At 72.1% G+C, this 23,164-nt stretch carries 18 protein-coding genes; 13 read left to right on the top strand and 5 right to left on the bottom strand.

The window, feature by feature from the left end:
- Positions 1 to 3: 3 nt before the first annotated feature.
- Positions 4 to 867 carry an alpha/beta fold hydrolase gene (locus ACIBP6_RS44770; protein WP_397061081.1) on the bottom strand — a complete coding sequence of 288 codons (864 nt, stop codon included), beginning with the start codon at positions 865 to 867 and terminating at the stop codon, positions 4 to 6.
- Positions 868 to 974: 107 nt separating this feature from the next.
- Positions 975 to 2,003: a saccharopine dehydrogenase family protein gene (locus ACIBP6_RS44765; RefSeq protein ID WP_397061079.1), complete on the bottom strand. Its 1,029-nt coding sequence runs from the start codon at positions 2,001 to 2,003 to the stop codon at positions 975 to 977.
- Positions 2,004 to 2,112: 109 nt separating this feature from the next.
- Here ACIBP6_RS44765 and ACIBP6_RS44760 point away from each other — a divergent pair, with 109 nt between their 5' ends.
- Complete coding sequence (locus ACIBP6_RS44760; protein ID WP_397061077.1) at positions 2,113 to 3,081, top strand: helix-turn-helix domain-containing protein; 969 nt, start codon at positions 2,113 to 2,115, stop codon at positions 3,079 to 3,081.
- 30 nt (positions 3,082 to 3,111) lie between these two features.
- Here the strand turns inward: ACIBP6_RS44760 and ACIBP6_RS44755 are convergent, their stop codons facing one another.
- Positions 3,112 to 4,122 carry a LacI family DNA-binding transcriptional regulator gene (locus tag ACIBP6_RS44755; RefSeq protein ID WP_397061075.1) on the bottom strand — a complete coding sequence of 337 codons (1,011 nt, stop codon included), beginning with the start codon at positions 4,120 to 4,122 and terminating at the stop codon, positions 3,112 to 3,114.
- A 208-nt stretch (positions 4,123 to 4,330) separates the two neighbouring features.
- Here ACIBP6_RS44755 and ACIBP6_RS44750 point away from each other — a divergent pair, with 208 nt between their 5' ends.
- From ACIBP6_RS44750 to ACIBP6_RS44710, 9 genes are all read left to right on the top strand, one after another.
- Entirely contained in the window at positions 4,331 to 5,491 is a 1,161-nt protein-coding gene (locus tag ACIBP6_RS44750) for an ABC transporter substrate-binding protein (protein ID WP_397061073.1), read from the top strand.
- A gap of 2 nt (positions 5,492 to 5,493) precedes the next feature.
- Positions 5,494 to 6,363: a carbohydrate ABC transporter permease gene (locus ACIBP6_RS44745; protein WP_397061071.1), complete on the top strand. Its 870-nt coding sequence runs from the start codon at positions 5,494 to 5,496 to the stop codon at positions 6,361 to 6,363.
- Positions 6,360 to 7,124 (top strand): carbohydrate ABC transporter permease, encoded by a 765-nt coding sequence (locus ACIBP6_RS44740; RefSeq protein WP_132619831.1) that lies wholly within the window; start codon positions 6,360 to 6,362, stop codon positions 7,122 to 7,124. Before ACIBP6_RS44745 ends, ACIBP6_RS44740 begins: the two co-directional genes overlap by 4 nt.
- Entirely contained in the window at positions 7,117 to 8,910 is a 1,794-nt protein-coding gene (locus ACIBP6_RS44735) for a glycoside hydrolase family 127 protein (protein ID WP_397061069.1), read from the top strand. The genes ACIBP6_RS44740 and ACIBP6_RS44735 overlap by 8 nt, the downstream gene beginning before the upstream one ends.
- Positions 8,911 to 8,954: 44 nt before the next feature.
- Entirely contained in the window at positions 8,955 to 12,953 is a 3,999-nt protein-coding gene (locus ACIBP6_RS44730) for an Ig-like domain-containing protein (RefSeq protein WP_397061067.1), read from the top strand.
- A gap of 145 nt (positions 12,954 to 13,098) precedes the next feature.
- Positions 13,099 to 14,313, top strand: coding sequence for an MFS transporter (locus tag ACIBP6_RS44725; RefSeq protein WP_397061065.1), 1,215 nt, complete (start codon positions 13,099 to 13,101; stop codon positions 14,311 to 14,313).
- Positions 14,314 to 14,500: 187 nt separating this feature from the next.
- Positions 14,501 to 16,549 carry a sensor histidine kinase gene (locus ACIBP6_RS44720; RefSeq protein ID WP_397061063.1) on the top strand — a complete coding sequence of 683 codons (2,049 nt, stop codon included), beginning with the start codon at positions 14,501 to 14,503 and terminating at the stop codon, positions 16,547 to 16,549.
- 69 nt (positions 16,550 to 16,618) lie between these two features.
- Entirely contained in the window at positions 16,619 to 17,314 is a 696-nt protein-coding gene (locus tag ACIBP6_RS44715; RefSeq protein WP_397061061.1) for a CTP synthase C-terminal region-related (seleno)protein, read from the top strand.
- Positions 17,311 to 18,165 (top strand): LysR family transcriptional regulator, encoded by an 855-nt coding sequence (locus ACIBP6_RS44710; protein WP_397061060.1) that lies wholly within the window; start codon positions 17,311 to 17,313, stop codon positions 18,163 to 18,165. Before ACIBP6_RS44715 ends, ACIBP6_RS44710 begins: the two co-directional genes overlap by 4 nt.
- On the opposite strand, the gene ACIBP6_RS44705 is transcribed toward ACIBP6_RS44710, so the two are convergent.
- A complete protein-coding gene (locus ACIBP6_RS44705) occupies positions 18,166 to 18,819 on the bottom strand; it encodes a TetR/AcrR family transcriptional regulator (RefSeq protein WP_397061058.1) in 654 nt (217 codons plus the stop codon).
- A gap of 123 nt (positions 18,820 to 18,942) precedes the next feature.
- On the opposite strand from ACIBP6_RS44705, the gene ACIBP6_RS44700 reads away from it, so the two are divergent.
- From ACIBP6_RS44700 to ACIBP6_RS44690, 3 genes are read left to right on the top strand one after another with little or no spacing between them, the layout of a single operon-like run.
- A complete protein-coding gene (locus tag ACIBP6_RS44700) occupies positions 18,943 to 19,395 on the top strand; it encodes a (2Fe-2S)-binding protein (protein WP_397061293.1) in 453 nt (150 codons plus the stop codon).
- A complete protein-coding gene (locus ACIBP6_RS44695; protein ID WP_397061056.1) occupies positions 19,392 to 20,387 on the top strand; it encodes an FAD binding domain-containing protein in 996 nt (331 codons plus the stop codon). The genes ACIBP6_RS44700 and ACIBP6_RS44695 overlap by 4 nt, the downstream gene beginning before the upstream one ends.
- On the top strand, positions 20,384 to 22,621 hold the full coding sequence (locus tag ACIBP6_RS44690; protein ID WP_397061055.1) for a xanthine dehydrogenase family protein molybdopterin-binding subunit: 2,238 nt from the start codon (positions 20,384 to 20,386) through the stop codon (positions 22,619 to 22,621). The genes ACIBP6_RS44695 and ACIBP6_RS44690 overlap by 4 nt, the downstream gene beginning before the upstream one ends.
- On the opposite strand, the gene ACIBP6_RS44685 is transcribed toward ACIBP6_RS44690, so the two are convergent.
- On the bottom strand, positions 22,599 to 23,153 hold the full coding sequence (locus ACIBP6_RS44685; protein ID WP_397061053.1) for a TetR/AcrR family transcriptional regulator: 555 nt from the start codon (positions 23,151 to 23,153) through the stop codon (positions 22,599 to 22,601). The genes ACIBP6_RS44690 and ACIBP6_RS44685 overlap by 23 nt on opposite strands.
- Positions 23,154 to 23,164 lie beyond the last annotated feature (11 nt).

The following is a 23,164-nucleotide window of genomic DNA, read 5'->3' as shown; positions in this document are numbered from 1 at the left end:
GACTCAGGGGTGCTGCCGGGTGTGGGCGGTGATCGCGGTGGCGAGGGGTGCTACGGCGGTGCGGGGGAGGGCGTGGCCGAGGCCCGGGATGGTGACGAGGGTGGCCGTGGGGATGGCCCGGGCCAGGTGGGCGGCGTGCGGCGGCGGGGTGATCGGGTCTTCCGGGGCGTCGATCACCAGGGTGGGGACCGAGACCTGGGCCAGCTCGGCGCCGCGTTCCATGCCCGACTGGTCGGCCAGGGCGTGGGCGGCGGGGCTGTGCCAAGTGCCGCTGTGGGCGGCGATGCGGCGTTCCAGGGCGGCGAACTCCTCCGGGTCGAACGGCAGGACGTCGCCGTTGAGCATCCGCCAATGACGGATGCGCCACTTCAGCTCCGCCTCCTCGTCCCGCTCCTGGCCGAGCTCCTCCCACAGCTCCAGCAGCCTGGGGTCGGGGCCCGGCAGCTCCTCGGCGCCGGGCTCCCCTCCGCCGATCAGGGCGGACCCGAAGACGGTGGCGCTGAGCAAGCGGCCCGGGTGGTCGAGGAGCAGCAGCTGGACCAGGGTGCCGCCCATCGACATGCCCACGACGTGGGCGCGTGAGATCCGCAACGCGTCGAGCACCGCCATCGCGTCGTCGGCCAGCGCCCGGATCGGGTAGGGGCGGTCGTGGAAGGCGTGCGTGGAGCGTCCGGTGTCGCGGTGGTCGTAGCGGATCACCCAGTGGTGCTGGGACAGCCGCTCGACCAGGTCGTCGGGCCAGCCCAGGCCGCTGGAGTTGGCGCCCATCACCAGCAGCAGCGCCGGCCGCGCCGGGTCGCCGGTCGTCTCCACCCACAGCCGGTAGCCGTCGGCGACGTCGACACAGGTCTCTCTCACTCGGGTCATCAGCCACTCCTCATGCGCTCGGGAACGACACGACCCTAACACAAGACGAGACGTACCGTCTCGTATGGTGCGGAGGTCCTTCAGCGGGGAACGCGCCGGGCGTGCTGCTACGGGCGCAGATCGAGGGAGAGGTGCGGGGACAGCGCGCGGAGGAAGTCGGGCGCGTCGAAGATCTCGCCGGCGGAGGCGACGCCGGTCGTCCTGGTCCGCCCCGTGAGGATGCGGTCGACCGCCTCCACCACGAGCGGTGCGGTGACGGCGTAGATGTCCTGTCCCCTCGCCACGGCGCGTCGTTCGCTGCCGCCGGAGCGCACGACGACATCGACGAGGAACGTCTGCGCCGACCGCCCCGAGTCGTCGGCCGGGGTGGGCGCCGGTGTGTCCGGGGCGGACAGGTCCCTGGCCGCCTCGACCGTCATGTAGGTGCGCACCTCGGGGATGGACAGGTGGCTGGGAACGGTGACGACGTCGGCCATCGTGAACTCCCCGATGACGGCCCGGGGCCCCATCGGGTCGGGGAAGGGCCACTCCAGGGTCGGCGGTTCGTCGTGGCGGTACTCCAGCCGGCCGTTCGCGAAACGGACGCGCCGGCCGTCCCGCCGCTGCCGGGAGACCGCGCCCGCGGCACGCGTCCCGGCGGTGGGGTGCCAACTGCTCAGCCCGTACGCGATGTGCGCCTCGTCGGCCGTCGTCCAGTCGCCCATCGCGGCGGTGGTCAGCAGGTCGCCGAGGCCGCCGTAGAAGGCCATCGCCGGGACGACCACCGCTCCCGCGGCGCGGGCGCGCTCGGTGAAGTGGGTGAACGTATCGACGTTGGCCTCGATCTCGGCCGCCACGTCCACATACGGGATCCCGGCGCGCAGTGCCGCCTCGATGAGGGGGGCGGCGGTCGTGGCGAAGGGGCCGGCACTGTTGATCACGGCCGACGCGCCGGCCAGTGCGCGGTCGAGCGAGGCCGGGTCGTCGACCGACGCCGGGCGGGCCTCCAGCCCGGATTCGTACGCCAGTACCTTCAGCTTGTCGGCGTCGCGCCCGGACAGGACCGGAACGAATCCGCGATCCCGCAGCCGCGCCACCACGAAGCGCCCGGTGTGCCCGTACGCGCCGTACACCGCCACTGTCTGCCCTGATCCCATGGGTGTTCTCCCCGCTCAACTGACTTGCTGTGATCTGTCATGAACATCCTGGCAAGGGCTGATGATCGCGGCGAGTGTCCGGAACGCCATTACCCGTACAATTCCGGACATGCACACAGTCGCGCTGGCCGTCACCGACGGAATGCTGCACTTCGAGCTGTCCTTGGCGTACGAGGTCTTCGGGGCCGATCTGACCGGCCTGGCCGATCCCTGGTACGACTTCGTCGTCTGCGGGCCGGGCGCCGTGCGGGCCGGCCGGTTCCGGCTGGAGCCCGACCACGGCCTCGACCACCTCCAGCGCGCCGACACCGTGATCGTCCCCGGCTGGGCCGACGTCGAGGTGAACCCATCCGCCGACCTGATCGACGCGGTGCGTGCGGCCCACGAGGCCGGCGCCCGCGTGGCCTCCCTGTGCACGGGCGCGTTCGTGCTGGCCGCGGCCGGCCTGCTGGACGGGAAGCGCGCGACCACGCACTGGGCGCACGCCCGAGACCTGGCCGACCGCCATCCGCAGGTGACGGTGGACCCGGACGTGCTGTACGTGGACAACGGCAGCGTGCTCACCTCAGCCGGCAAGGCCGCCGCCATGGACCTGTGCCTGCATCTGGTCCGCCTGGACCACGGGTCCTCGGTCGCCAACGCGGTCGCCCGCCGCCTGGTCGTCCCGCCGCACCGGGACGGCGGTCAGGCGCAGTTCGTCACCACCCCGGTGCCCGCCCCGGACAACCACCCCCTCGCCGAACTGTTCCCCTGGGTGATGGAGCGGCTGGACCATCCGCTGACCGTGCAGGACCTGGCCCGCCAGGCGCGGATGAGCTCGCGCAACCTGGGCCGGCACTTCAGGTCGGTGACGGGCACCACCCCGCTGCAATGGCTGCTGACCCAGCGGATCCGGCACGCCCAGGCGTTGCTGGAGGCCACCGACGACAGCATCGACACCATCGCGGCGGCCACCGGCATGGGCACCGCCACGACACTGCGCCGGCACTTCAACCGCACGGTCGGCGTGCCCCCGGACACCTACCGCCGCACCTTCCGCTCCCGGACCCGCCCCGGCCCGAACGACAGCGGGCGCTGAGCGGGGGGCCAAGGGTAGGGGCGGCGGGCGTCAGGGGGTGGTGGGGGAGGTGGAGTCGCGAATGATCAATTCGCAGGGCATCTTGTGGATGCCCGGGGTGGCCTTGCCGTCTATGGCGGCGAACAGGTGCTGGGCAGCGGTGCGGCCCAGGATCTCCAGGTTCATGTCGACCGTGGTCAGGGCGGGGCGGGTTTCCGTGGACAGGACTTCCCAGTTGTCGTAGCCGATCACGGCGATGTCGTCGGGCACGCGGCGCCCCCGCTCGCGGGCCGCCTCCACGAAGCCGGCCGCGATCTGGTCGCTGCCGCAGAAGACGGCGTCGACCGAGGGCTCCGACATCAGCAACATCTCGGCGGCGTGCCGTCCCCACCGCTGGGACCACGCGCCCCACAACGTCCGGCCGGCCTGGGCGACGCCGGCCTCCGCCAAGGCGGAGCGCAGCCCCTCCTCACGGTCGCGGGCGGCCTTGTAGTGCGACGGACCGGTGATGTGGGCGATGCGCCGGCGGCCGAGGGCCAGCAGGTGGCCGACGGCCATCCGCGCCGCCCCCACGTCGTCGGGCACGAACGACACGTCGCCCGGATCCTCCGACGGCGCGTACGCGTACACCACGGGAATGGGCAGGTCCTTGCTGACCGAGGGACGCGGATCGGTGCTCTCGCCCACCACGATGAGCCCGTCGACCCGGCGGGACAGCAGCGCCCGCAGGTGGTGCTGCTCCCTGATGGCGTCGCCGCGCGCGTCGCAGAGCAGCACCGCCATCTCCCCGGCACCGAACGCGTCCTCCGCGCCGAGCAGCACCGGGATGCCGAACCGGCCGACGCTGTCGGAGGTCAGCAGCCCGACCGTGCGCGTCTGCCCGGACAGCAGCCCCCGCGCGAGCGCGTTCGGCTGGAAGGACAGCTGCTCGGCGGCGGCGAGCACCCGCTCGCGCGTCGCGGCGCGGACGTCCTGCCGCCCGTTGAGCGCCTTGGACGCCGTGGCGATCGACACCCCCGCCAGCGAGGCCACATCGTTGATGGTCGCCCGCTTACCCGCCATACGTCGAAACCCTTTTCGGTGAAGTGAACTGGAGAGAACCCTAACACCCATTGACAGGCGCTCATGTTTCTCTTACGTTTCCGAAAACCTTTAAGTCCAGGAGCGCATCATGAGACGAAGGCTGGCCGGAATCTCCCTCCTCGGTGTGTTAACGCTCACAGCAGCAGCGTGTGGCAGCGGCGGCGACGCGCAGCCCGCGGACGGTCCCGTGACGATCACGATGTGGACCCGCGCGGCCACCCAGGCGCAGAGCGAGCGCCTGGTCGAGGCCTACAACAGCAGTCACGAGAACCAGGTCAAGCTCACCGTCATCCCCACGGACAACTACCAGCCGCGCATCGCCGCCGCGGCCGGCGCCAGGCAGCTCCCCGACGTGTTCGCGGCCGACGTCATCTTCGTCCCGAACTACACCTCCCAGGGCCTGTTCCTGGACATCACCGACAGGATCGCGGCCCTGCCCTTCAAGGACGGCCTCGCCCCCTCGCACATGAAGCTCGGCACGCTCGACGGCCGGCAGTACACGCTCCCGCACACGCTCGACCTGTCCCTCTGGTTCTGGAACAAGGACCTGTACGAGCAGGCCGGCCTCGACCCGGAGCGGGGCCCGAAGACGCTCAGGGAGTTCGCCGAGCACGCCACCACGATCCAGGAGAAGCTCGGCGGCGACGGCAAGGTGCACGGCACGTTCTTCGGCGGCAACTGCGGCGGCTGCTACGTCTTCACGTTCTGGCCCTCGGTCTGGGCGGCCGGCGGGCAGGTCATGAACCCCGAGGGCACGACCTCGCTCAACGACCAGCCCGCCATGCTGGAGGTCTTCAAGATCTGGCGCGAGCTGTACGAGAAGAAGGTCACCGGCCCCACGGCCAGGGAGGAGCAGGGCCCGACCTGGACCGGCTTCTTCCCGAAGGGCGAGATCGGTGTCATGCCGATGCCGTCCACCATGCTCGGCCTGATGCCGCAGGACATGGAGATCGGCGTCGCCCCCATCGCCGGCCCCGACGGCGGCGAGTCCACGTTCGTGGGCGGCGACTCCATCGGCGTCTCGGCCACCACCCAGAACGCGGACGCGGCCTGGGAGTTCCTGTCCTGGACGGTCTCCGACGAGGCCCAGGTCGAGGTCATGGCCAAGAACAAGGACGTGGTGGCGCGCACCGACCTGGCCGGCAACAAGTACGCGGCCGAGGACCCGCGCGTGGTGCTGATGAACCAGATGGTGGGCAAGGGCCAGACGCCGTACGCGCTGCGCTTCGGCCAGACCTTCAACGACCCGCAGGGCCCGTGGCTGCGCCTGGCGCGCGAGGCGATGTTCGGCGACGCGTCGAAGGCGCCGCAGCTCAACGCCGACGTCACCGAGTCGCTCCAGCAGTGACCGTGACCAGCAGAGCCGTGACCAGCAGAAAGGTCCAGGGCTGGCTGTACGCGGCGCCGACGGCGGTCATCGTGGGCGTGCTCTTCCTCGCACCCCTGGTGCTGGTCGGCTGGATGTCGCTCAACCGCTGGCCGCTGCTCGGCCCGGCCGTCCTCAACGCGCCGGAGAACTATCTCGACATCGCGGGCAACACGCTGTTCGTGGACGCGGTGTTCTTCACGCTGAAGTACACCGCGATCACGACGGTGCTGCTGTCGCTGGTGGCGCTCGGTCTCGCGCTGCTGGTGCAGGAGCGCAGACCGGGCGTCGGATTCTTCCGCACGGCGTTCTTCCTGCCGGGGGCGGTCGGGTTCGCCGCGGCGGGGCTGCTGTTCTACGGGATGCTGAACAACGACTTCGGCCCCATCGATCCCCTCCTCCAGACGCTGGGCATCACCGACGAGCCGGTCAGGTGGATCAGCACGCCGAACATGGCGCTGTTCTCCACGATCACGCTGGTGTTGTGGCGCTTCGCCGGCTTCAACATGCTCATCCTGCTGACCGGCCTGCAGGCGATCCCGACCGAGGTGTACGAGGCCGCGCGCAGCGACGGCGCCAACCGCTGGCAGATCCTCACCAGGATCACGCTGCCGCTGCTGCGCCCGACGCTGGCGCTGATGCTCATCCTCAGCGTCACGGGCTCGCTGCTGGCCTTCGACCAGTTCTTCGTCTTCACCAACGGCGGCCCGGACAACAGCACGGTGTCGATGGTGATGGTCATCTACCGGGAGGCGTTCTTCCGGTTCGACCTCGGCGGGGCGGCGGCGCTGTCGGTGGTGCTGCTGGTGGTCCTGGTCGCGATCAACGCGCTGATGTTGCGGAGGCTGCGATGAGCCGTTACCTGACCCTGTCGGCCCTGGCGGTGCTCTTCCTGTTCCCGCTGGCGTGGAGCGGCTACGCCTCGCTGGAGGAGCCGTCCAACTACCTGCAGATGGCCCGCTTCGGCGAGGGGCTCGGCACGTACGCGGGCAACAGCGTGCTCGTGTCGGCCATGACGGTGGCGGGCACGCTGGTCGTCTCGGCGCTCGGCGGCTACGCCTTCGCCCGGTTCGACTTCCCGGGCAAGAACCTGCTCTTCCTCGCCACGCTGGCGATCCTCATGGTGCCGTACGCGACCATCCTCATCCCGCTCTACGTGCTGCTCGGCTACCTCGGCCTGCAGAACTCGCTGGTCGGGCTGGCGCTGGTGTTCGTGATGTTCCAGCTGCCGTTCGGGCTGTTCATGATGCGCAACGCGTTCGAGGCGCTGCCGCGTGAGCTGGAGGAGGCGGCGCTGGTGGACGGGTGCGGCACGTTCCGGGCGTTCTCCCGGATCCTGCTGCACGCCGTGCGGCCCGCGCTCATCACCGTCGGCCTGTTCGCGTTCCTCGCCTCGTGGAACGACTTCTTCGCGCCGCTCATCCTGCTCAACGACGGGGCGTCGTTCACGTTGCCGGTGGCGGTGTTCAGCATGACGTCGCAGACGATGGGCGCGATCGACTACGGCATGCTCCAGGCCGGCGTCATGGTCATGGCGGTTCCCTGTCTCATCCTCTTCATCGTGTTGCAGCGCCACTACGTGCGCGGATTCATGTCAGGAGCTCTGCGTGGTTGATCCCGTCCTGCCCTCATCGGGCGTCCTGTCCCCTCTCGGTCTCGACGCGGTACGGCTCTCACCCGGCTTCTGGGGCGACCGGGTGGCGCTCAACAACGACGTGACGATCGCCCACTGCCGGGAATGGCAGGAACGCGAAGGCTGGATCGGCAACTTCCGCGGTGAACGGCCCCGCCGCGGACGGGAGTTCAGCGACTCCGAGATCTACAAGCTGCTGGAGGCCATGGCCTGGGCCGGCCACCCGGGGCTGCCCGAGCTGGCCTCGACCGTGGCGCGGGCCCAGGAGGGCGACGGCTACCTCAACACCCGCTGGTCCGGCAGCCGCTACACCGACCTGGAGTGGGGCCACGAGCTTTACTGCTACGGCCACCTCCTCCAGGCCGGGGTGGCCCGGCTGCGCGCGTACGGCGAGGACGAGCTCACCCGGGTCACCATCAGGGCGGCCGACCACGTCTGCCGCCGCTTCATGGAGGGCACGCAGGCGTGCGGGCACCCCGAGATCGAGATGGCCCTGGTGGAGCTCTACCGGGCCACCGGCACCGAGCGTTACCTGGAGATGGCCCGCCGCTTCGTCGAGCGCCGCGGCCTGCCCGCGCTCGGCGAGATCCGCTTCGGCCGCGCGTACTTCCAGGACGACGTGCCCGTCCGGGAGGCGCGGGTGTTGCGCGGGCACGCCGTACGGGCGCTCTACCTGGCCTGCGGCGTGGTGGACGTGGCGGTCGAGACCGGCGACGAGGAGCTGCTGAAGGCCGTCGAGTCCCAGTGGGAGCGTACGGTCGCCCGGCGCACCCACCTGACCGGCGGCATGGGCTCGCGCCACCAGGACGAGTCGTTCGGCGACGACTTCGAGCTGCCGCCGGACCGGGCCTACAACGAGACCTGCGCGAGCATCGCCTCGATCATGCTGGCGCACCGGCTGCTGCTGGCGACCGGCGACGTCCGCTACGCCGACCTGACCGAGCGGACCCTGTACAACATGCTCGCCACCGGCGTGGCGCTGGACGGTCGGTCGTTCTTCTACGCCAACCCGCTGCAGGTGCGGGTGCCCGCCGAGCCGCTCGACGGGGTGAACCACGCGGCCGAGGGCGGGCTGCGCTCGCCGTGGTTCGACGTGTCGTGCTGCCCGAACAACATCGCGCGCACACTCGCGTCGCTGCCCGCCTACCTGGCCGCGGCGGAGCGGGACGGGGTCAGGATCCACCACTACACCCCGTCGGAGATCCGGGGCGGCGACCTGGCCGTCCGGGTGGAGACCGGCTACCCGTGGGACGGGTCGGTGCTGGTGCGGGTGCTGGCGGACGGGGCGGGGCGCATCGGCCTGCGCGTCCCGGCGTGGGCCTCGGACGCGACGCTCGCCCGCGGCGAGGACGTGCGGCCGGTCCGCCCCGGCTACGCCTACGCGGAAGGCCCGTGGCGGGCCGGCGACGAGCTGCGGCTGGAGCTGCCGATGCGGCCCCGGTGGACGTTCCCCGACCGGCGCGTCGACGCGCTGCGGGGGAGCGCGGCCGTCGAGCGGGGGCCACTGGTCTACTGCGCCGAGTCGGTGGGCGACGAGCCGCCGCTCGGTGACCTGACCGCGCGCGTCGAGCCGCCCGCCGAGCACGTCGTGGACGGCGTGGTCGAGCTGGAGGTCCCGGCCGCGATCGGCGGCGCGGACGGCGACGGCTGGCCGTACGTTCCCGCGCCCGTGCACGGGGGTGGCACGGACGTCCCGCTGCGGCTGGTGCCGTACCACCGGTGGGGCAATCGGGGCCCCGCGACCATGCGTGTCTGGCTGCCCGTCTGATCAGGCTGCCCGCCTGATCTGGCTGCCCGTCTGAGGAGATGCACATGTGGAGACGACTGGCCTGGTTCGTGGTGCTGGCGTTATCGGCCTCCATGGCCGTGACGCCCGCCCACGCCGCGGACGACCTCGGGATGCCGGTGTTCACCGGCGGCGATCCGGTGCCCGACGAGCCCGTGGGCTACCACCCGCGGCGGATGATGCAGGAGATCTACGACAAGGAGAAGGGCGGCGAGTCGTACTGGATCGACCGCATGCTCGCCAGGCCGGGCAACGACCCGGCGGGCCCGTGGTTGATGTCGCGCGGGCGGGCGCTGTTCATGAAGGAGCACGACCCTTCGGTGATCGGGTTCGGCGGCTTCGTGGCGTACTGGGAGAGCATCGACGACCGCGACGCGTACGAGATCTCGCTCGGGACGGCGCTGCGCGAGGACGTCTCCAAGCGCCTGCAGATGCCCAGCCACTGGACGGGCCGGTACACCGGCGGCGGGCTGGAGGTCGGGGTGAAGAAGTTCATCACCCACGAGAACGTCGCCGTGACCACCCTGGAGATCACCAACACTGGTACGGAGCCGCGCCCGGTGCCCCTCACGGTGACCTCCCCGTACGCGAAGACGGCCGGCGGCGACCGCGAGCTGACCGGCGTCGTGACGGCGCGCAACCGGCTGACCACGATCTTCCCCCGGCTGAGCGGCGACGGGCTCAAGGCCGCCGACGGCACGCTGAAGGGCGAGGTGAGCGTCGATCCGGGTGAGACCGTGCGGACGAAGGTGCAGATGGGCTTCGTCACCGAGGAGCTGGCGCGCTCGCGCGCGGAGTACGACGGCTACAAGGGGCGCTCGCCCGAGCAGGCGCTCCGGCGGCACCTGCAGGACTACAACGCCTGGTGGGCGGAGAACGTCCCGTACATCGACGTGCCCGACGAGAACATCAAGAAGTCCGTCTACTACCGCTGGTGGCTGATGCGCTTCAACTTCCTGGACGCCGACATCCCGGGCAACGACTTCCAGTTCCCGACGTCGGTGGAGGGGGCGCTCGGCTACAACAACGCGATCGTGCTGACCGTGCCGATGTTCGTGCAGGACCTGAAGTACCTGCGGGACCCGATCTACTCGTACGGGCCGTGGGTGTCGGCGGGAGAGGTCTCGCGAAACTCGAAATATACGGATAATCCGGGCGATCCGGAGAACTGGTCGAACAGCTACACGCAGTACATCTCGGCCGCGGCGCTGGAGAGCTACCAGATCCACGGCGGGCAGCCGGCGATCCTGCGCAACCTCGCCCGCTACGCCGAGAAGGACGTCTACGGCCAGCTGGAGGCGTACGACTCCAACGACAACGGCGTGATCGAGTACGACTGGGAGGCCATGACCGGCAACGACGCCGACGCGGTGTCGTTCCACTACTACGACCGGGCGAACGAGCGGCTCGAAGGCGCGTACGTGTACGCCAACGCGACGGCGGCGGCGCAGGCGTACGAGCTGATCGGGGACGAGGCCAAGGCGGCCGAGATGCGCGGCGTGGCCGACAAGGTGAAGAACGGCGTCCTCACCCTGCTCTGGGACGACGAGGCGAAGCTGTTCAAGCACCGCGACCTGCAGACGGGCAACCTGATCCCGTGGAAGGAGTCGAACAACTACATCCCGTACGCGACGGGGCTCGTGCCGACCGACGACCCGAAATATCGGGAGGCGCTCCGTTTGTGGGCTGATCCTGCGGAATATCCGATCTTTCCGGCTTATACCGCCAACCAGCGCGACAAGGCGGAAGCCGCCGAGGCCGGCCAGCCCGGCTCGAACAACTTCTCGCAGATCAACTCCACCCGGAACTTCGCGCTGTTCTCCAAGGCGATGCGCCAGTACGCCAACCCGTACATCACCGCCGAGCAGTACAAGCAGCTGCTGTACTGGAACGCCTGGGCGCAGTTCGTCGGCGGCGACACCCGCTACCCCGACGCGAACGAGTTCTGGGCCGACTGGGACCAGGACACCAAGACCATCGGCTACCGCTCCTGGATCCACCACACGATCCTGGGCAGCAGCAACTGGACGGTCATCGAGGACGTCATGGGCCTGCGCCCGCGCTCGGACGGCAAGGTCGAGCTCTGGCCGGTCGACATCGGCTGGGACCACTTCACCGTCAACGGCGTCAACTACCGGGGCGCCGACCTGACCATCGTCTGGGACAAGCCGGGCGACGGGGCCGTCCACTACAAGGGCGTGCCCGAGGGCTACTCGATCCTGGTCGACGGCAAGCGCAAGGTCACGCTGTCGGGCCTGGCGCACGCCGTCTGGGACCCGGCCACCGGCCGCGTCGAGGGCGGCCAGGTCGTGCACGCCGAGAAGGCGCCCTCGCTCAAGACGCCCGCCGAGGTCAGGCTGCGCGGCGAGCGGGTCGAGGACCTGTTCCAGAAGGCCGGCGTGGACCTGACCTCCACCCGCCCGAACCTCGTCGAGTCCGCCACCGCCTCCCACGGCGACCCGGCCGGCGCGGTCGACGGGTTCACCATCAACGAGCCGTACTGGGGGAGCCAGGGCTCCGGCGAGCCGCGGGACTGGCTGGAGATGGACCTCGGCACGGCGAAGAGGGTGGACCAGGTCAACCTGTACTTCGTCAACGACCGCCGGCCCGGCGGCTACAGCGAGCCGGCGTTCTACTCGGTGCGGTACCGCGACGGCGACACCTGGAAGGACGTCCCCGGCCAGGTCAGGAGCCCGGCCTACCCGAGGGCGAACCTCAACGAGGTCCGCTTCCCCGCCGTCACCGCCGACAGGCTCCGGGTGCTCGTCACCCACCGGCCCGGCCACGCGACCGGGCTGAAGGAGGTCCAGGCGTACGAGGCCGGCGGCAAGCCGGGTTCGGCGGCCAACCGGGCGCCGTACGTGCTGGCCGTGCCGGACCCGGCCTTCAACCGGCCGGGGCAGGCCAGGATCGAGGCCGTGGTCAAGGACGACGGCCTGCCGGAGGGCACGCTCACCACGCAGTGGTCGAAGGCCGAGGGGCCCGGCGAGGTGTTCTTCACCGAGCCGGCCGGCACGACCACGGTGGCCGCCTTCTCCGAGCCGGGGACGTACGAGCTGGAGCTGACCGCGAGCGACGGCGCGAAGCGGACGACCGCCAGGGTGACCGTCACCGCCGGAGCCCAGGGCGAGCAGGCGAACGTGGCCCCGTACGCCACGCCCACCGCCTCCTACACCTCGCCGTGGGAGCAGGTCACCGCGGTCAACGACGGCATCGACCCGCCGCGCTCCAACGACGGCGCCAACCCGCGCTGGGGCACCTGGCCGCAGCAGGGCACGCAGTGGGTGCAGCTCGCCTGGGACGAGCCCGTCCGCGTGGACAAGGCCGAGGTGTACTTCTTCGACGACGGCGGCGGGGTGCGCGTGCCCGCCTCGTGGCAGATCCAGCACTGGGACGGCGACTCCTTCGAGGACGTCACCGGCGTCGAGTCCTACCCCAGGGCGGTGGACGCGTACAACGCGGTCTCGTTCGACACGGTGACCACGTCGCGGCTGCGGGTCCAGCTGGAGTCCGGCGGCGCGTCGGTCGGGCTGCTGGAGGTCAAGGCGTACGCGGTCCCGCCCGACTCCGTGCGCCCGGTGCACGTGCCCACGCTCGTGGACACGCTGCCCGAGCTGCCGGACACCGTCGAGACGCAGTACGCCGACGGCGCCCGCGGCCGGGCCGCCGTCACCTGGCAGCAGGTGACGCCCGGCCAGGTCGACACGGCGGGCACCAGCTTCACCGTCAGCGGCCTGGCCGAGGGCGTGCGCGGGCCCGCCCAGGCCACGGTGTACGTCCGCGCCACGTCGGCGGTGACGATCACCTCGATCGCGGAGGAGGCCGTCACGACCCGGGCCGGGGTCGCACCGGCGCTGCCGGGGACCGTGGTCGCGACGTACAACGACGGTTCCAGGGACAGCTCGGTCGCCGTCACCTGGGAGCCCGTGGCCCCTGAGCGGTACGCCCAGCCGGGCGTGTTCACCGTGACCGGCCAGGTGGCGGGGACGACCGTCCCCGCCAAGGCGACGGTGACCGTCCGCTGACCCCTCTCCCTGTCCTGGCCCCCACGCGCGGGCGCCAGGACAGGGAGCTCGTTCCATCCTGTCGCGTGACCCTTCTCGGCAAACGCGAAAACGCATTGCCGCGCTTGTTCGCAGAACGTATGGTTGTGCGCTTGTGATCACAGTGGTGGAGCGAGTCCTGCCTGCCCGGCTGGGGGCAGGATTCCGGTGGTTGCTGGCCTCGAGCTGGCTGACGAATCTCGGTGACGGGGTCGCGGCCGCGGCGGGTCCACTGCTGATCGCGACGTTGACTCGCGACCCGCTGATGATCGCGCTGTCGGCCCTGGTGAGCTGGGCTCCGCCGCTGGTGTTCAGCCTGTACGCGGGCGTGCTGTCGGATCGGTACAACCGGCGCAGCATCGTGCTCGTCGCGAACGCCGTGCGGGCCGTGGTGCTGGCGGCGCTCGTCGCGCTCATGGTGACCGGCACCGTGACCGTGGCGACGGCGCTGGTGGCGCTCACACTCCGGTCCATCGCCGAGGTGTTCGCCGACAACGCGACGGCCACGCTGACCCCCATGATGGTCAGCAAGGACGATCTCGTCGTCGCCAACGCCCGCTTGGGCACGGGGTTCATCACGCTCAACCAGCTCGCCGGGCCGCCCATCGGCGCGGCGCTGTTCGGCCTGGGCTTGACCTGGCCGTTCGCGGGCCAGCTGCTCCTGGTGGTGGCGGGGATCGTCCTGGTCTCCAGGATCACGCTGCCGCCGCGCGGCCGACAGGCCGACGATCTCACCCCTGACGCCGGGCGGGAACTGATCGCCGGGTTGCGCTGGACCCGCCGGCACGCGGCGGTCCGCACGCTGGCGCTCACCATCCTGATCTTCAACTTCACGTTCGGCGCGGCCTGGTCGGTTCTCGTCCTCTACACGCAGGAGCAACTCGGCCTCGGCGCCCTGGGCTTCGGTCTGATGACCACCATCGGCGGGATCGGCGGCTTGATCGGCACCGGCCTGTACGGAGCCATCACCCGCAGGGTGAGCCTCGGCGCGCTGATGCGGATCGGACTCATCGTGGAGACGTTCACGCACCTGGGCCTGGCACTGACCCATTCGCCGTGGGTCGCCGGGGGCATCTTCCTGGTCTTCGGCGCGCACGCGTTCATCTGGGGCACGACCTCGGTCACCGTCCGCCAGCGCGCGGTCCCGCACGAGCTGCAGGGCCGGGTGGGCAGCGTCAACACCGTCTGCGTCTACGCCGGTCTGGTGGTCGGTTCGTTGATCGGCGGTGTCCTGGCCAGCCGCCTGGGTGTCGCGGCGCCCTTCTGGTTCGCCTTCGCCGGCTCCGCGGTGTCCGTGGTGCTCTTGTGGCGGCAGCTCATGCTCATCGCCCACGACGACTGAGAATCCGCGGTAACGGGGTGGAAACGCCGAGGGGATCGATGCCGACAAGGCGTCATAATCCTGTCCGGTGGGAGGCGGGAGCCGGGACCGGAGAGGCGGGCAAGCGCACATGGCCGAGACCCCGGTGGAACGCGACACCACGAGCGGGGAACCCGGCTCAGCGCGCCCTGCCGCGCGGCCTGACTCAGTGACCTCCGACGGGAGGGCTGGTGGGGACGGCTCGGCGGTCTCGGCCGAGCGGAGGCGTCCCCGGGTGACGGCGGCGCTCGTCGTCGCCGCCGCCATGGCGGCGGCCTCGCCGGTGCTCGGGGTCGCCGCGGTCCTCCTCTGGGCCGGCCTGCCGCCGGAGTGGACGCCCGCCAGGACCGTCTCCCCGCAGTCGGCCGTCACCGTGACCTTCCCCGCCGTCGGCGCGTTCCTCCTCTACCACCGGCCCCGGCTCAACATGGCCTGGCTGATGTGCGCGGGCGGCTTCGGCGCCGCCGTCAGCGACCTGTCCAACGCGCTGATGTTCCGGGCCGCCGCCGACGGCGAGTTCGCCGTCGCGGGCTGGTTGCGGCTGCCGACCCACGTCGGATGGGCGGTGTGCGGCCTGACCCTCACGATGCTGCTGCCGCTGTACTCCCCGGACGGCCGTCTCGCGTCGCCGCGCTGGTGGCCGGCGCTGCTCCTGGGCTGCGTCGCGATCACCGCGGCGACGGTCGGTAACGTCTTCCGCTCGCCCCCGCCCGCCGAGGGCTACCCCTACCCGCAGGTCATCCCCAACCCGCTGAGTGTCCCGGCGCTCGACCCGTACTCCGACGTGATCGCGACCGTGGGGTGGGCCGGCATCTACACCGCGATGGCGCTGGCCGCGCTGTCGATGGCGGTGCGGATGCGGCGGGCCGACCCGGTGGTGCGGCGGCAGATCGGCTGGCCGCTGTTCGCGTTCTCGGGCTACATCGTCTTCCTGGTCGCGAGCGGGGTCTCGGACGACTTCCGATGGCCGGCCGTCGCGTGGGCGGCCGTGATCCCGTTCGCGGTGGCGTTCGCGGTGATGCGGTACCGCCTGTACGGGATCGACACGGTGGTCAGCCGCGCCTTCGTGGCGACCGGCGTGGTGGTCGTGGTCAGCGCCGTCTACTTCGGCGCCGGCACGCTGTCGAGCCTGCTGGTCTCCGGCTACGACCAGGTGGCGGGGGTCGCCGCGGCGTTGTTCGCGGGCGCGTTCTTCCAGCCGCTGCGCCGGGCGCTGCAGCGGGCCGTGGACCGGCTGCTGTACGGCCCCGTCGGCGACCCCGGCGTGCTCGCCGAGCGCCTGACCCAGGCCGTCCGCCGCGGCGACCCGGCCAGGGCGCTGACCTCGGTGGTGAGCGTGCTGCGCGACGGTCTGGCGGTCGAGGGCGTGGCCGTCGAGGTGGCCGACGGCGAGCCGCGCTACGTCGAGAGCGGCCGGACCGGCGGCCGTCCCCGCGAGGTGCCGCTGGTGTGGCACGGCACCCGCGTCGGCCGCCTGCTCGTCGGCCCGCCCGGCCCGCGCCGCTTCCCGGCCGCGCACAACGAGCGTGTGCTGGCCACGCTCACGCCGTACGCGGCGGACGTGGCCCACGCCGTGCGGATGGCCGCCGACCTGCAACGTTCGCGGGAGCGCATCCTCACGGCCCGCGAGGAGGAGCGCCGCCGGCTGCGCCGGGACCTGCACGACGGCCTCGGCCAGACGCTGTCGTCCCTGGCGATGACCATCACCATGGCCCGCATGACGCTCAAGAAGTCGCCGGAGGCCGCCGACGAGCTGCTCGGCGACCTGCACGCCGGCATGAGCGCGGTCACCCAGGACATCCGCGAGCTGGTCCACGGCCTGCGCCCGCCTGCCCTCGACGACCTCGGCCTGGCCCGCGCGATCCGCGACCTGGCCGGCCCCGCCGACGTCGTGGACGTCGAGGGCGATCTGTCGGACCTGCCCGCGGCCGTCGAGGTGGCGGTCTACCGGATCGTCCAGGAGGCGCTGACGAACGTCCGCAGGCACGCTCACGCCACGCACGCCCGGATCATGCTGCAGCGGGAGCCGGAGGTGCTGCGCGTGCTGGTCGAGGACGACGGCCGGGGCCTGCCCGCCGCGCCCCACGCCGGCGTCGGCCTGGGCTCGATGCGCGAACGGGCGGCCGAGCTGGGCGGCATCTGCGTGGTGACGGGGAAGCCGGGCGCGGGCACCCGCGTCGAGGTCATGCTGCCCCTGCCCGTCTCCGTCGGGCCATGAGCATTCGCTCATGCCACGCGCGCGATCATGTATTGGTGTCATGAGGGTGCCGCTCCCATAGTGGATCGCATGCACCGTTCGCTGAAGGTCGCGGTCGTCGGTGACCGCGACGAGACGTTCCGCCCGCACGTGGCCACCGACGAGGCGCTGCGCCACGCCGCGGCCGCGCTCGGCGTCGAGGTGGAGATCCGCTGGCTCCCGACCGCGCCGCTCGACACCGACCTGTCCGGCGTGCGGGCCGCCGACGTGCTGTGGTGCGCGCCGGGGAGCCCGTACACGAGCCTGACCGGCGCGCTGGCGGCGCTGCGGCACGGCCGCGAGCACGGCGTCCCGACGCTCGGCACGTGCGGCGGCTGCCAGCACATGGTGATCGAGTACGCCCGCAACGTCCTCGGTTTGCAGGACGCCCAGCACGCGGAGTACGACCCGTACGCCTCCTGCCTGTTCGTCTCCGAGCTGACCTGCTCACTCGCCGGCAAGACGATGCCCGTCACCCTCGCCCCCGGCTCCCGGGCGGCCACCCTCTACGGCAGCACGCGCACCGAGGAGCGGTACTACTGCGATTTCGGCATCGACCCGGCCCACCAGCGCACACTCCACGACGGCGGCTTCCCCGTCACCGGCGAGGACGACGACCGCGAGGCCCGCGTCCTGGAGCTGCCCGACCACCCGTTCTACCTGGCCACGCTGTACGTCCCGCAGACCCGCTCGACTCCGGACGCCCCGCACCCGCTGGTGGTCGGCCTGCTGCGAGCGGCGCTGTGACGTTCACCCAGCTCAGGATCCTGCGGGCGGTCGCGCGTACGGGGAACATGACGCGGGCCGCCGAGGAGCTGGACACCACGCAGTCGGCGGTCAGCCACGCGCTGCGCGCCCTGGAACGCGAGCTGGGCGTCACCCTGCTCGTCAGGGGCGGCGCCGGGGTGAGCCTGACGGCGGCCGGGCGTGCCGTGTGCCACCGGGCGTCGCTCATCCTCACCCAGCTGGAGGCCCTGGAGCAGGAGGCCGCCGCCGCGCGCGGGGACGACGCCGGCAGTCTGCGCGTCGGCGTCATCCCGAGCGCCAACGCCCGCCTGCTGCCGCCCATCCTGCGGGCGTACGGGCAGGCGCATCCGCGCGTGCGGCTCACGGTGATCGAGGGCTCGGACGACGAGGTGCTGGAATGGCTGGTGACCGGCGCCGTCGACGTCGCCACTGTGACCGTCACTGGGCCGGGGCTGACCACGTTCCCGCTGGCCAGGGACCGGCTGCTGGCCGTGCTGCCCAGCGGTCACGGGCTCGGCGCGGGGCCTGAGGTGGCGGTGACGGATCTGGCGCGGCAGCCGTTCATCATGTCGACGGGCGGGTGCGAGCCGTTCATCGCGGAGCTGGCCCGGCAGGCGGGCGCGAGCCTGCGCTGCCACTACCGGGTACGTGACACGGGCAGCATCCTCGCGATGGTGGCCGAAGGCCTCGGGGTGAGCATCATGCCGGAGCTGTCGCTGCCGGCCCGGTTCCCCGGCGTGGCCGTGCTGCCGGTCGTGCCGCAGGCCGTCCGTACGGTGCTGCTCGCCCTTCCTGCCGACCCGCTGCCGGTCGCCGCCGCCTTCGCGGAGCTGGCACGTTCCTTCGCGTGATCAGTCGCGCAGGGCGGGCAGGCCGGCGGCGAAGGCCGACAGGGCGCGGACGAGCGTGGGCATCAGCTCGGGGCAGTTGGCGGCCAGCTCCGGGTCCTCGGCGTAGACCTGGGCGAGGGCGGGGGAGGGGTTGGCGGCGGGGTAGAGCATGCCGGCCATCCCGGTGGCCACGGCCGCCAGCTCCTGACCCTCGCGTTCGGTCAGGCCGGTCCCCCGGGCGATCCGCGCGCCCAGCTCGGCGACGGTGCTCAGCACCGTGTGCTTGAAGGCGCGGGCGGCCGGGACGGACACGTTGTGTTCCAGGGTCGTCGCGGTGTGGGAGAGCAGGTCGCAGAAGAGCGGCCGCTCCACCAGCGTCTCGGCGAGCGCGGACATCGCCTGCGCCGTGCCGCCCGCCGCGGCCACCCGTGCGCCGGCCTCGGCGGCCCACTCGCGCCACTCGTCGGCGGCCAGCTCCAGGTAGATCTCCTCGCGGGTGCCGAAGTAGCGGACGACGTTGGACTTCGCCAGGCCGACGGCCGAGGCGACCGCCCCCAGGCTGACGTTGCGTACGCCAGAGCCGCGGGCGAGCTCGCGCGCGGCGGCGAGGATCGCCTCGCGCCGCTGCTGCTTGTGCTCGGGCCGCCGGGCTCGGAGAAAGTCCGACCTGGTCATAACGCTCCACAGCATACGTGGGCCCATTTAAGAGAACACCGTTGCCTTGTTAAGGAAACAGCGTTCTGTTAGCGTCCGGCATGACATCGGCTTCTGGGAGGACGGCGAGTGACCGAGATACGGATGAAGGTGAACGGCGCCGACGAGTCGCTCGACGTGGAGCCGTGGGCCAGCCTGCTCGACACGTTGCGCGAGCGCCTCGGGCTGACCGGCACCAAGAAGGGCTGCGACCAGGGCGCCTGCGGCGCGTGCACGGTCCTCGCCGACGGCGTGCGGATCAACGCGTGCCTGGCCCTGGCCGTCCAGTACGACGGCAGCGAGATCACCACCATCGAGGGCGTGGACCACCCGCTGCAGGAGGCGTTCATCCGCCACGACGGCTTCCAGTGCGGCTACTGCACCCCCGGCCAGATCTGCTCGGCGATCGGCATGCTGGCCGAGCACGCCGCCGGCATGCCGTCCGCGGTCGGCGCGACCGGGCTCACCGAGGACGAGATCAGGGAGCGGATGAGCGGCAACCTGTGCCGCTGCGGCGCCTACAACGGCATCCTCGACGCGATCATGGAAGTGAGATGAGACCCTTCGCGTACGTCAGGCCCGCCGACGTCGAGGCGGCCGTGCACGCTGTCGCCACCGAGCCGGGCGCGAAGTTCCTCGGCGGCGGCACCAACCTGGTCGACCTGATGCGCGAGGGCATCGAGCGGCCCGACACCGTGGTCGACGTCACCGGCCTGCCCCTCGACACGGTGGACGACCTGCCGGACGGCGGGCTGCGGATCGGCGCGCTCGTCCGCAACAGCGCCCTGGCCGCCGATCCGCGCGTCCGCGACCACTACCCGATGGTGTCGCAGGCGCTGCTCGCCGGAGCCTCGCCCCAGCTGCGCAACATGGCGACCGTGGGCGGCAACCTGCTGCAGCGCACCCGCTGCCCGTACTTCTACGACACCGCCTCGGCCTGCAACAAGCGCGAGCCGGGCGCCGGGTGCGACGCACTCGGCGGGTTCAACCGGGGGCACGCGATCCTGGGCGTGAGCGAGAGCTGCATCGCCGCGCACCCGTCCGACATGTGCGTGGCGCTGGCCGCGCTCGACGCCGTCGTCGAGGCGCGCAGCGTGCGCGGCACGCGGCGGATCCCGATCGAGGAGTTCCACCGGCTGCCCGGCGACACCCCGCAGGTCGAGACCGCCCTCGCCCCCGACGAGCTGGTCACGGCGGTGGAGCTGCCCGCCGTCCCGGTCGCGGCCCGCTCCCGCTACCGCAAGGTCCGCGACCGGGCGTCGTACGCGTTCGCGCTGGTCTCCGTGGCGGCGGCCCTGGAGGTGCGCGACGGCGCGGTGACGGGCGTGCGGCTGGCGCTCGGCGGGGTCGCGGCCAAGCCGTGGCGGGCCCGCGCGGCCGAGGAGGCGCTGCTCGGCGGCCCGGCCGGCGAAGAGGCGTTCCGCCGGGCGGCGGAGGCCGAGCTGGCGACGGCGAACGTCCGGCCGGGCAACGCGTTCAAGAGCCGGCTCGCCGAGGCCACGATCGTCGCCACGCTGAGAGAGCTGAGCACGGAAGGGGACGCGGGATGAGCACGAAACTCGCCGAGGCCGGGCAGGCGGAGGCCGTCCGGCACGTCGGGCGCCCGGTCGACCGCTCCGACGGCCCGGCCAAGACCACCGGCGAGGCCAAGTTCGCGGCCGAGTTCCCGTACCCGGACCTGGCGCACGCGGCCCTCGTGCACGCCACGATCGCGCGGGGCCGCGTCACCGCCGTCGACACCGAGGCGGCCCGCGCCGTGCGAAGCGTGATCGACGTGCTCACCCACGAGAACGCGCCCGCGATGCGCCCTCTGTCGAGACTCAACCTGGGCTCGTTCATCAAGGGCACGACGGTGAACTACCTGGCCACCGACGAGGTCCACTGGAACGGCCAGCCGATCGCCGTGGTGGTGGCCGAGACGCCGGAGGCCGCGCGGCACGCGGCCTCGCTGGTGCGGGTGACGTACGAGGAGTCGCCCGCGGCGTGCGACTTCGCCGCCGCGGAACCGGACGCCGTCCCGCAGAAGGGCAACGCGATCATGCGGAGCGCGGCGGACAAGGGCGACGCCCACGCCGCGCTGGCCGACGCGCCCGTCAAGGTCGACCTGCGCTTCACCACGCCGCCGCACAACCACAACGCGATCGAGCCGCACGCCACCACCGCCGTCTGGCAGGGCGACCGGCTCACCGTGCACGACGCCACACAGTCCATCGCGTTCCTGCGCAAACACCTGGCCATGCGGTTCGGCGTGCCGGAGCGCAACGTCCGGGTGATCGCGCCGTACATCGGCGGCGGGTTCGGCGGCAAGGGCATGGTCTGGGCGGGCACGCTGCTGGCGGTGCTGGCCGCCAGGGCGACCGGCCGCCCGGTGCGGCTGGCGCTCACCCGCGAGGCCGTCTACCACACGGTCGGCGGGCGCACGCCGAGCACGCAGCGGGTGGCGCTCGGCGCCGGCCGCGACGGACGGCTCACGGCGCTGATCCACACCAGCGTGGCCCGCTCGGGCGGCATGCCCGAGCAGATCACCTCCGCCTCCCACCATCTGTACGCGGCCCAGAACATCCACCTGCGCCAGAGCCTCGTCCGCCTCGACCTGCTGCCCCCCACCGCGATGCGCGCCCCGGGCGAGTCGATCGGCACCTTCGCCCTGGAGTCGGCCGTGGACGAGCTGGCCTGGGAGCTCGGCATGGACCCGATCGAGCTGCGCATGCGCAACGAGCCCGATCGCGACCCGCTCACCGGCAAGGCGTTCTCCCACCGGATGTTGCGGGAGGCGTACGCGCTGGGAGCCGAGCGGTTCGGCTGGCGCGAGCGCGACCCGCGGCCCGGCAGGATGCGGGACGGCCGGTGGCTGGTCGGCATGGGGGTGGCCACGGCCTACCATCCGACGCTGCGCATGCCGGCGAGCGTGACCGTGCGGCTGGGCGCCGACGGCACGGTCGTGGTCCGCTGCGGCCTGCACGAGATCGGGGTGGGCGCGGCGACCGTGCAGGCCCAGATCGCCGCCGACGAGCTGGGCGTGCCGCTGGAGTCCGTACGCGTCGAACTCGGCGACTCCGATCTGCCGAACGGCCCCATGGCGGCAGGGTCGGGGCAGACCGTGAGCGCGGCCGGGAGCGTGCTGGCCGCCTGCGACAAGCTGAAGCGGCAGGTGCTGGCGCTGGCCGGGCCTCCGTTGCGCGGCCGGCGGCCGGAGGAGGTGGAGGCCCGCGACGGCGGCCTGTTCCACGGCGGGAGCGGGCGGACGTACGCGGAGATCCTGGCAGCCGCCGGGCGCGACCATGTGGAGGCGGCGGTCAAGGGCGGCTGGACGGGGTTCCTCGCCAGGACCGCCCGCGACGGCAGGCGGTGGGTGCGGGCGGCGTCGGGGGCGCAGTTCTGCGAGGTGCGCGTCGATCCCGACACCGGCGAGGTACGCGTGTCGCGCTGGCTCGGCGTCTTCGACGTGGGCCGGGTGGTCAACGCCAAGACGGCGGCCGGTCAGCTGCGCGGCGGCATCGTCATGGGCATCGGCATGGCGCTGTCGGAGCAGGCGCTGGTCGACCCCCGTACGGGCCGGGTGGTGAACCCGAGCCTGGCCGAGTACCACGTGCCCGTGCACGCCGACATCCCCCGCATCGACGTGCACTATCTCGACGACCCCGACCCGACCATGCCGCTCGGGCTGCTCGGGGTGGGCGAGGTGGGCATCACGGGGGCGGCCGCCGCGGTGGCCAACGCCGTGCGGCACGCCACCGGCCGGCGCGTGCTCGACCTGCCCATCACCCTCGACAAGCTGCTGTGACGAGCGCGCGGGCGGCCTGCCCGGCCGCCCGCGCCGCCGCCGTCGCGCGTCCGGGGTCGACCATCGCGGTCACCGTGGCCCCGTCGACCAGGGCGAGCAGCTGCTCGGCCAGCACGCCGGGATCGCGCGCGCCCGCCGCCTCCGCGAGCCCGCGCAGGTGGTCGCGCAGCCGCTGCTTGTGCCGGCGCACGACGTCGCGGACGGTCTCGGAGGTCGCACCGAGCTCGCTGTGGGCGTTGACGAAGCCGCAGCCGCGGAAGTCGTCCTCGGCGAACCATCGCTCCAGCCAGGCGAACACCGCCTCCACCGAGCCCTCGTGCTCGGCCACGTAGCCCGTCAGCGCCGACAACCAGCGCTCGTCGCGCCGCTCCAGGTACGCCACGACCAGCGCCTCCTTCGACGGGAAACACTGGTAGAGGCGTTTGAGCGACACGCCCGAGGCGGCCCTGACGTCGTCCATGCCGACCGCGCGGACCCCGCGCCGGTAGAACAGCTCGGAGGCCGCGGCCAGAAGGCGTTCGGCGTGTTCCATGACTCCTCGCG

It is taken from the genome of Nonomuraea terrae (assembly GCF_044465245.1).
In the GTDB taxonomy this organism is placed as follows: domain Bacteria; phylum Actinomycetota; class Actinomycetes; order Streptosporangiales; family Streptosporangiaceae; genus Nonomuraea; species Nonomuraea terrae.
Note: the sequence above shows the minus strand (reverse complement) of the source record. Positions and strands in the feature narration are given on the sequence as shown.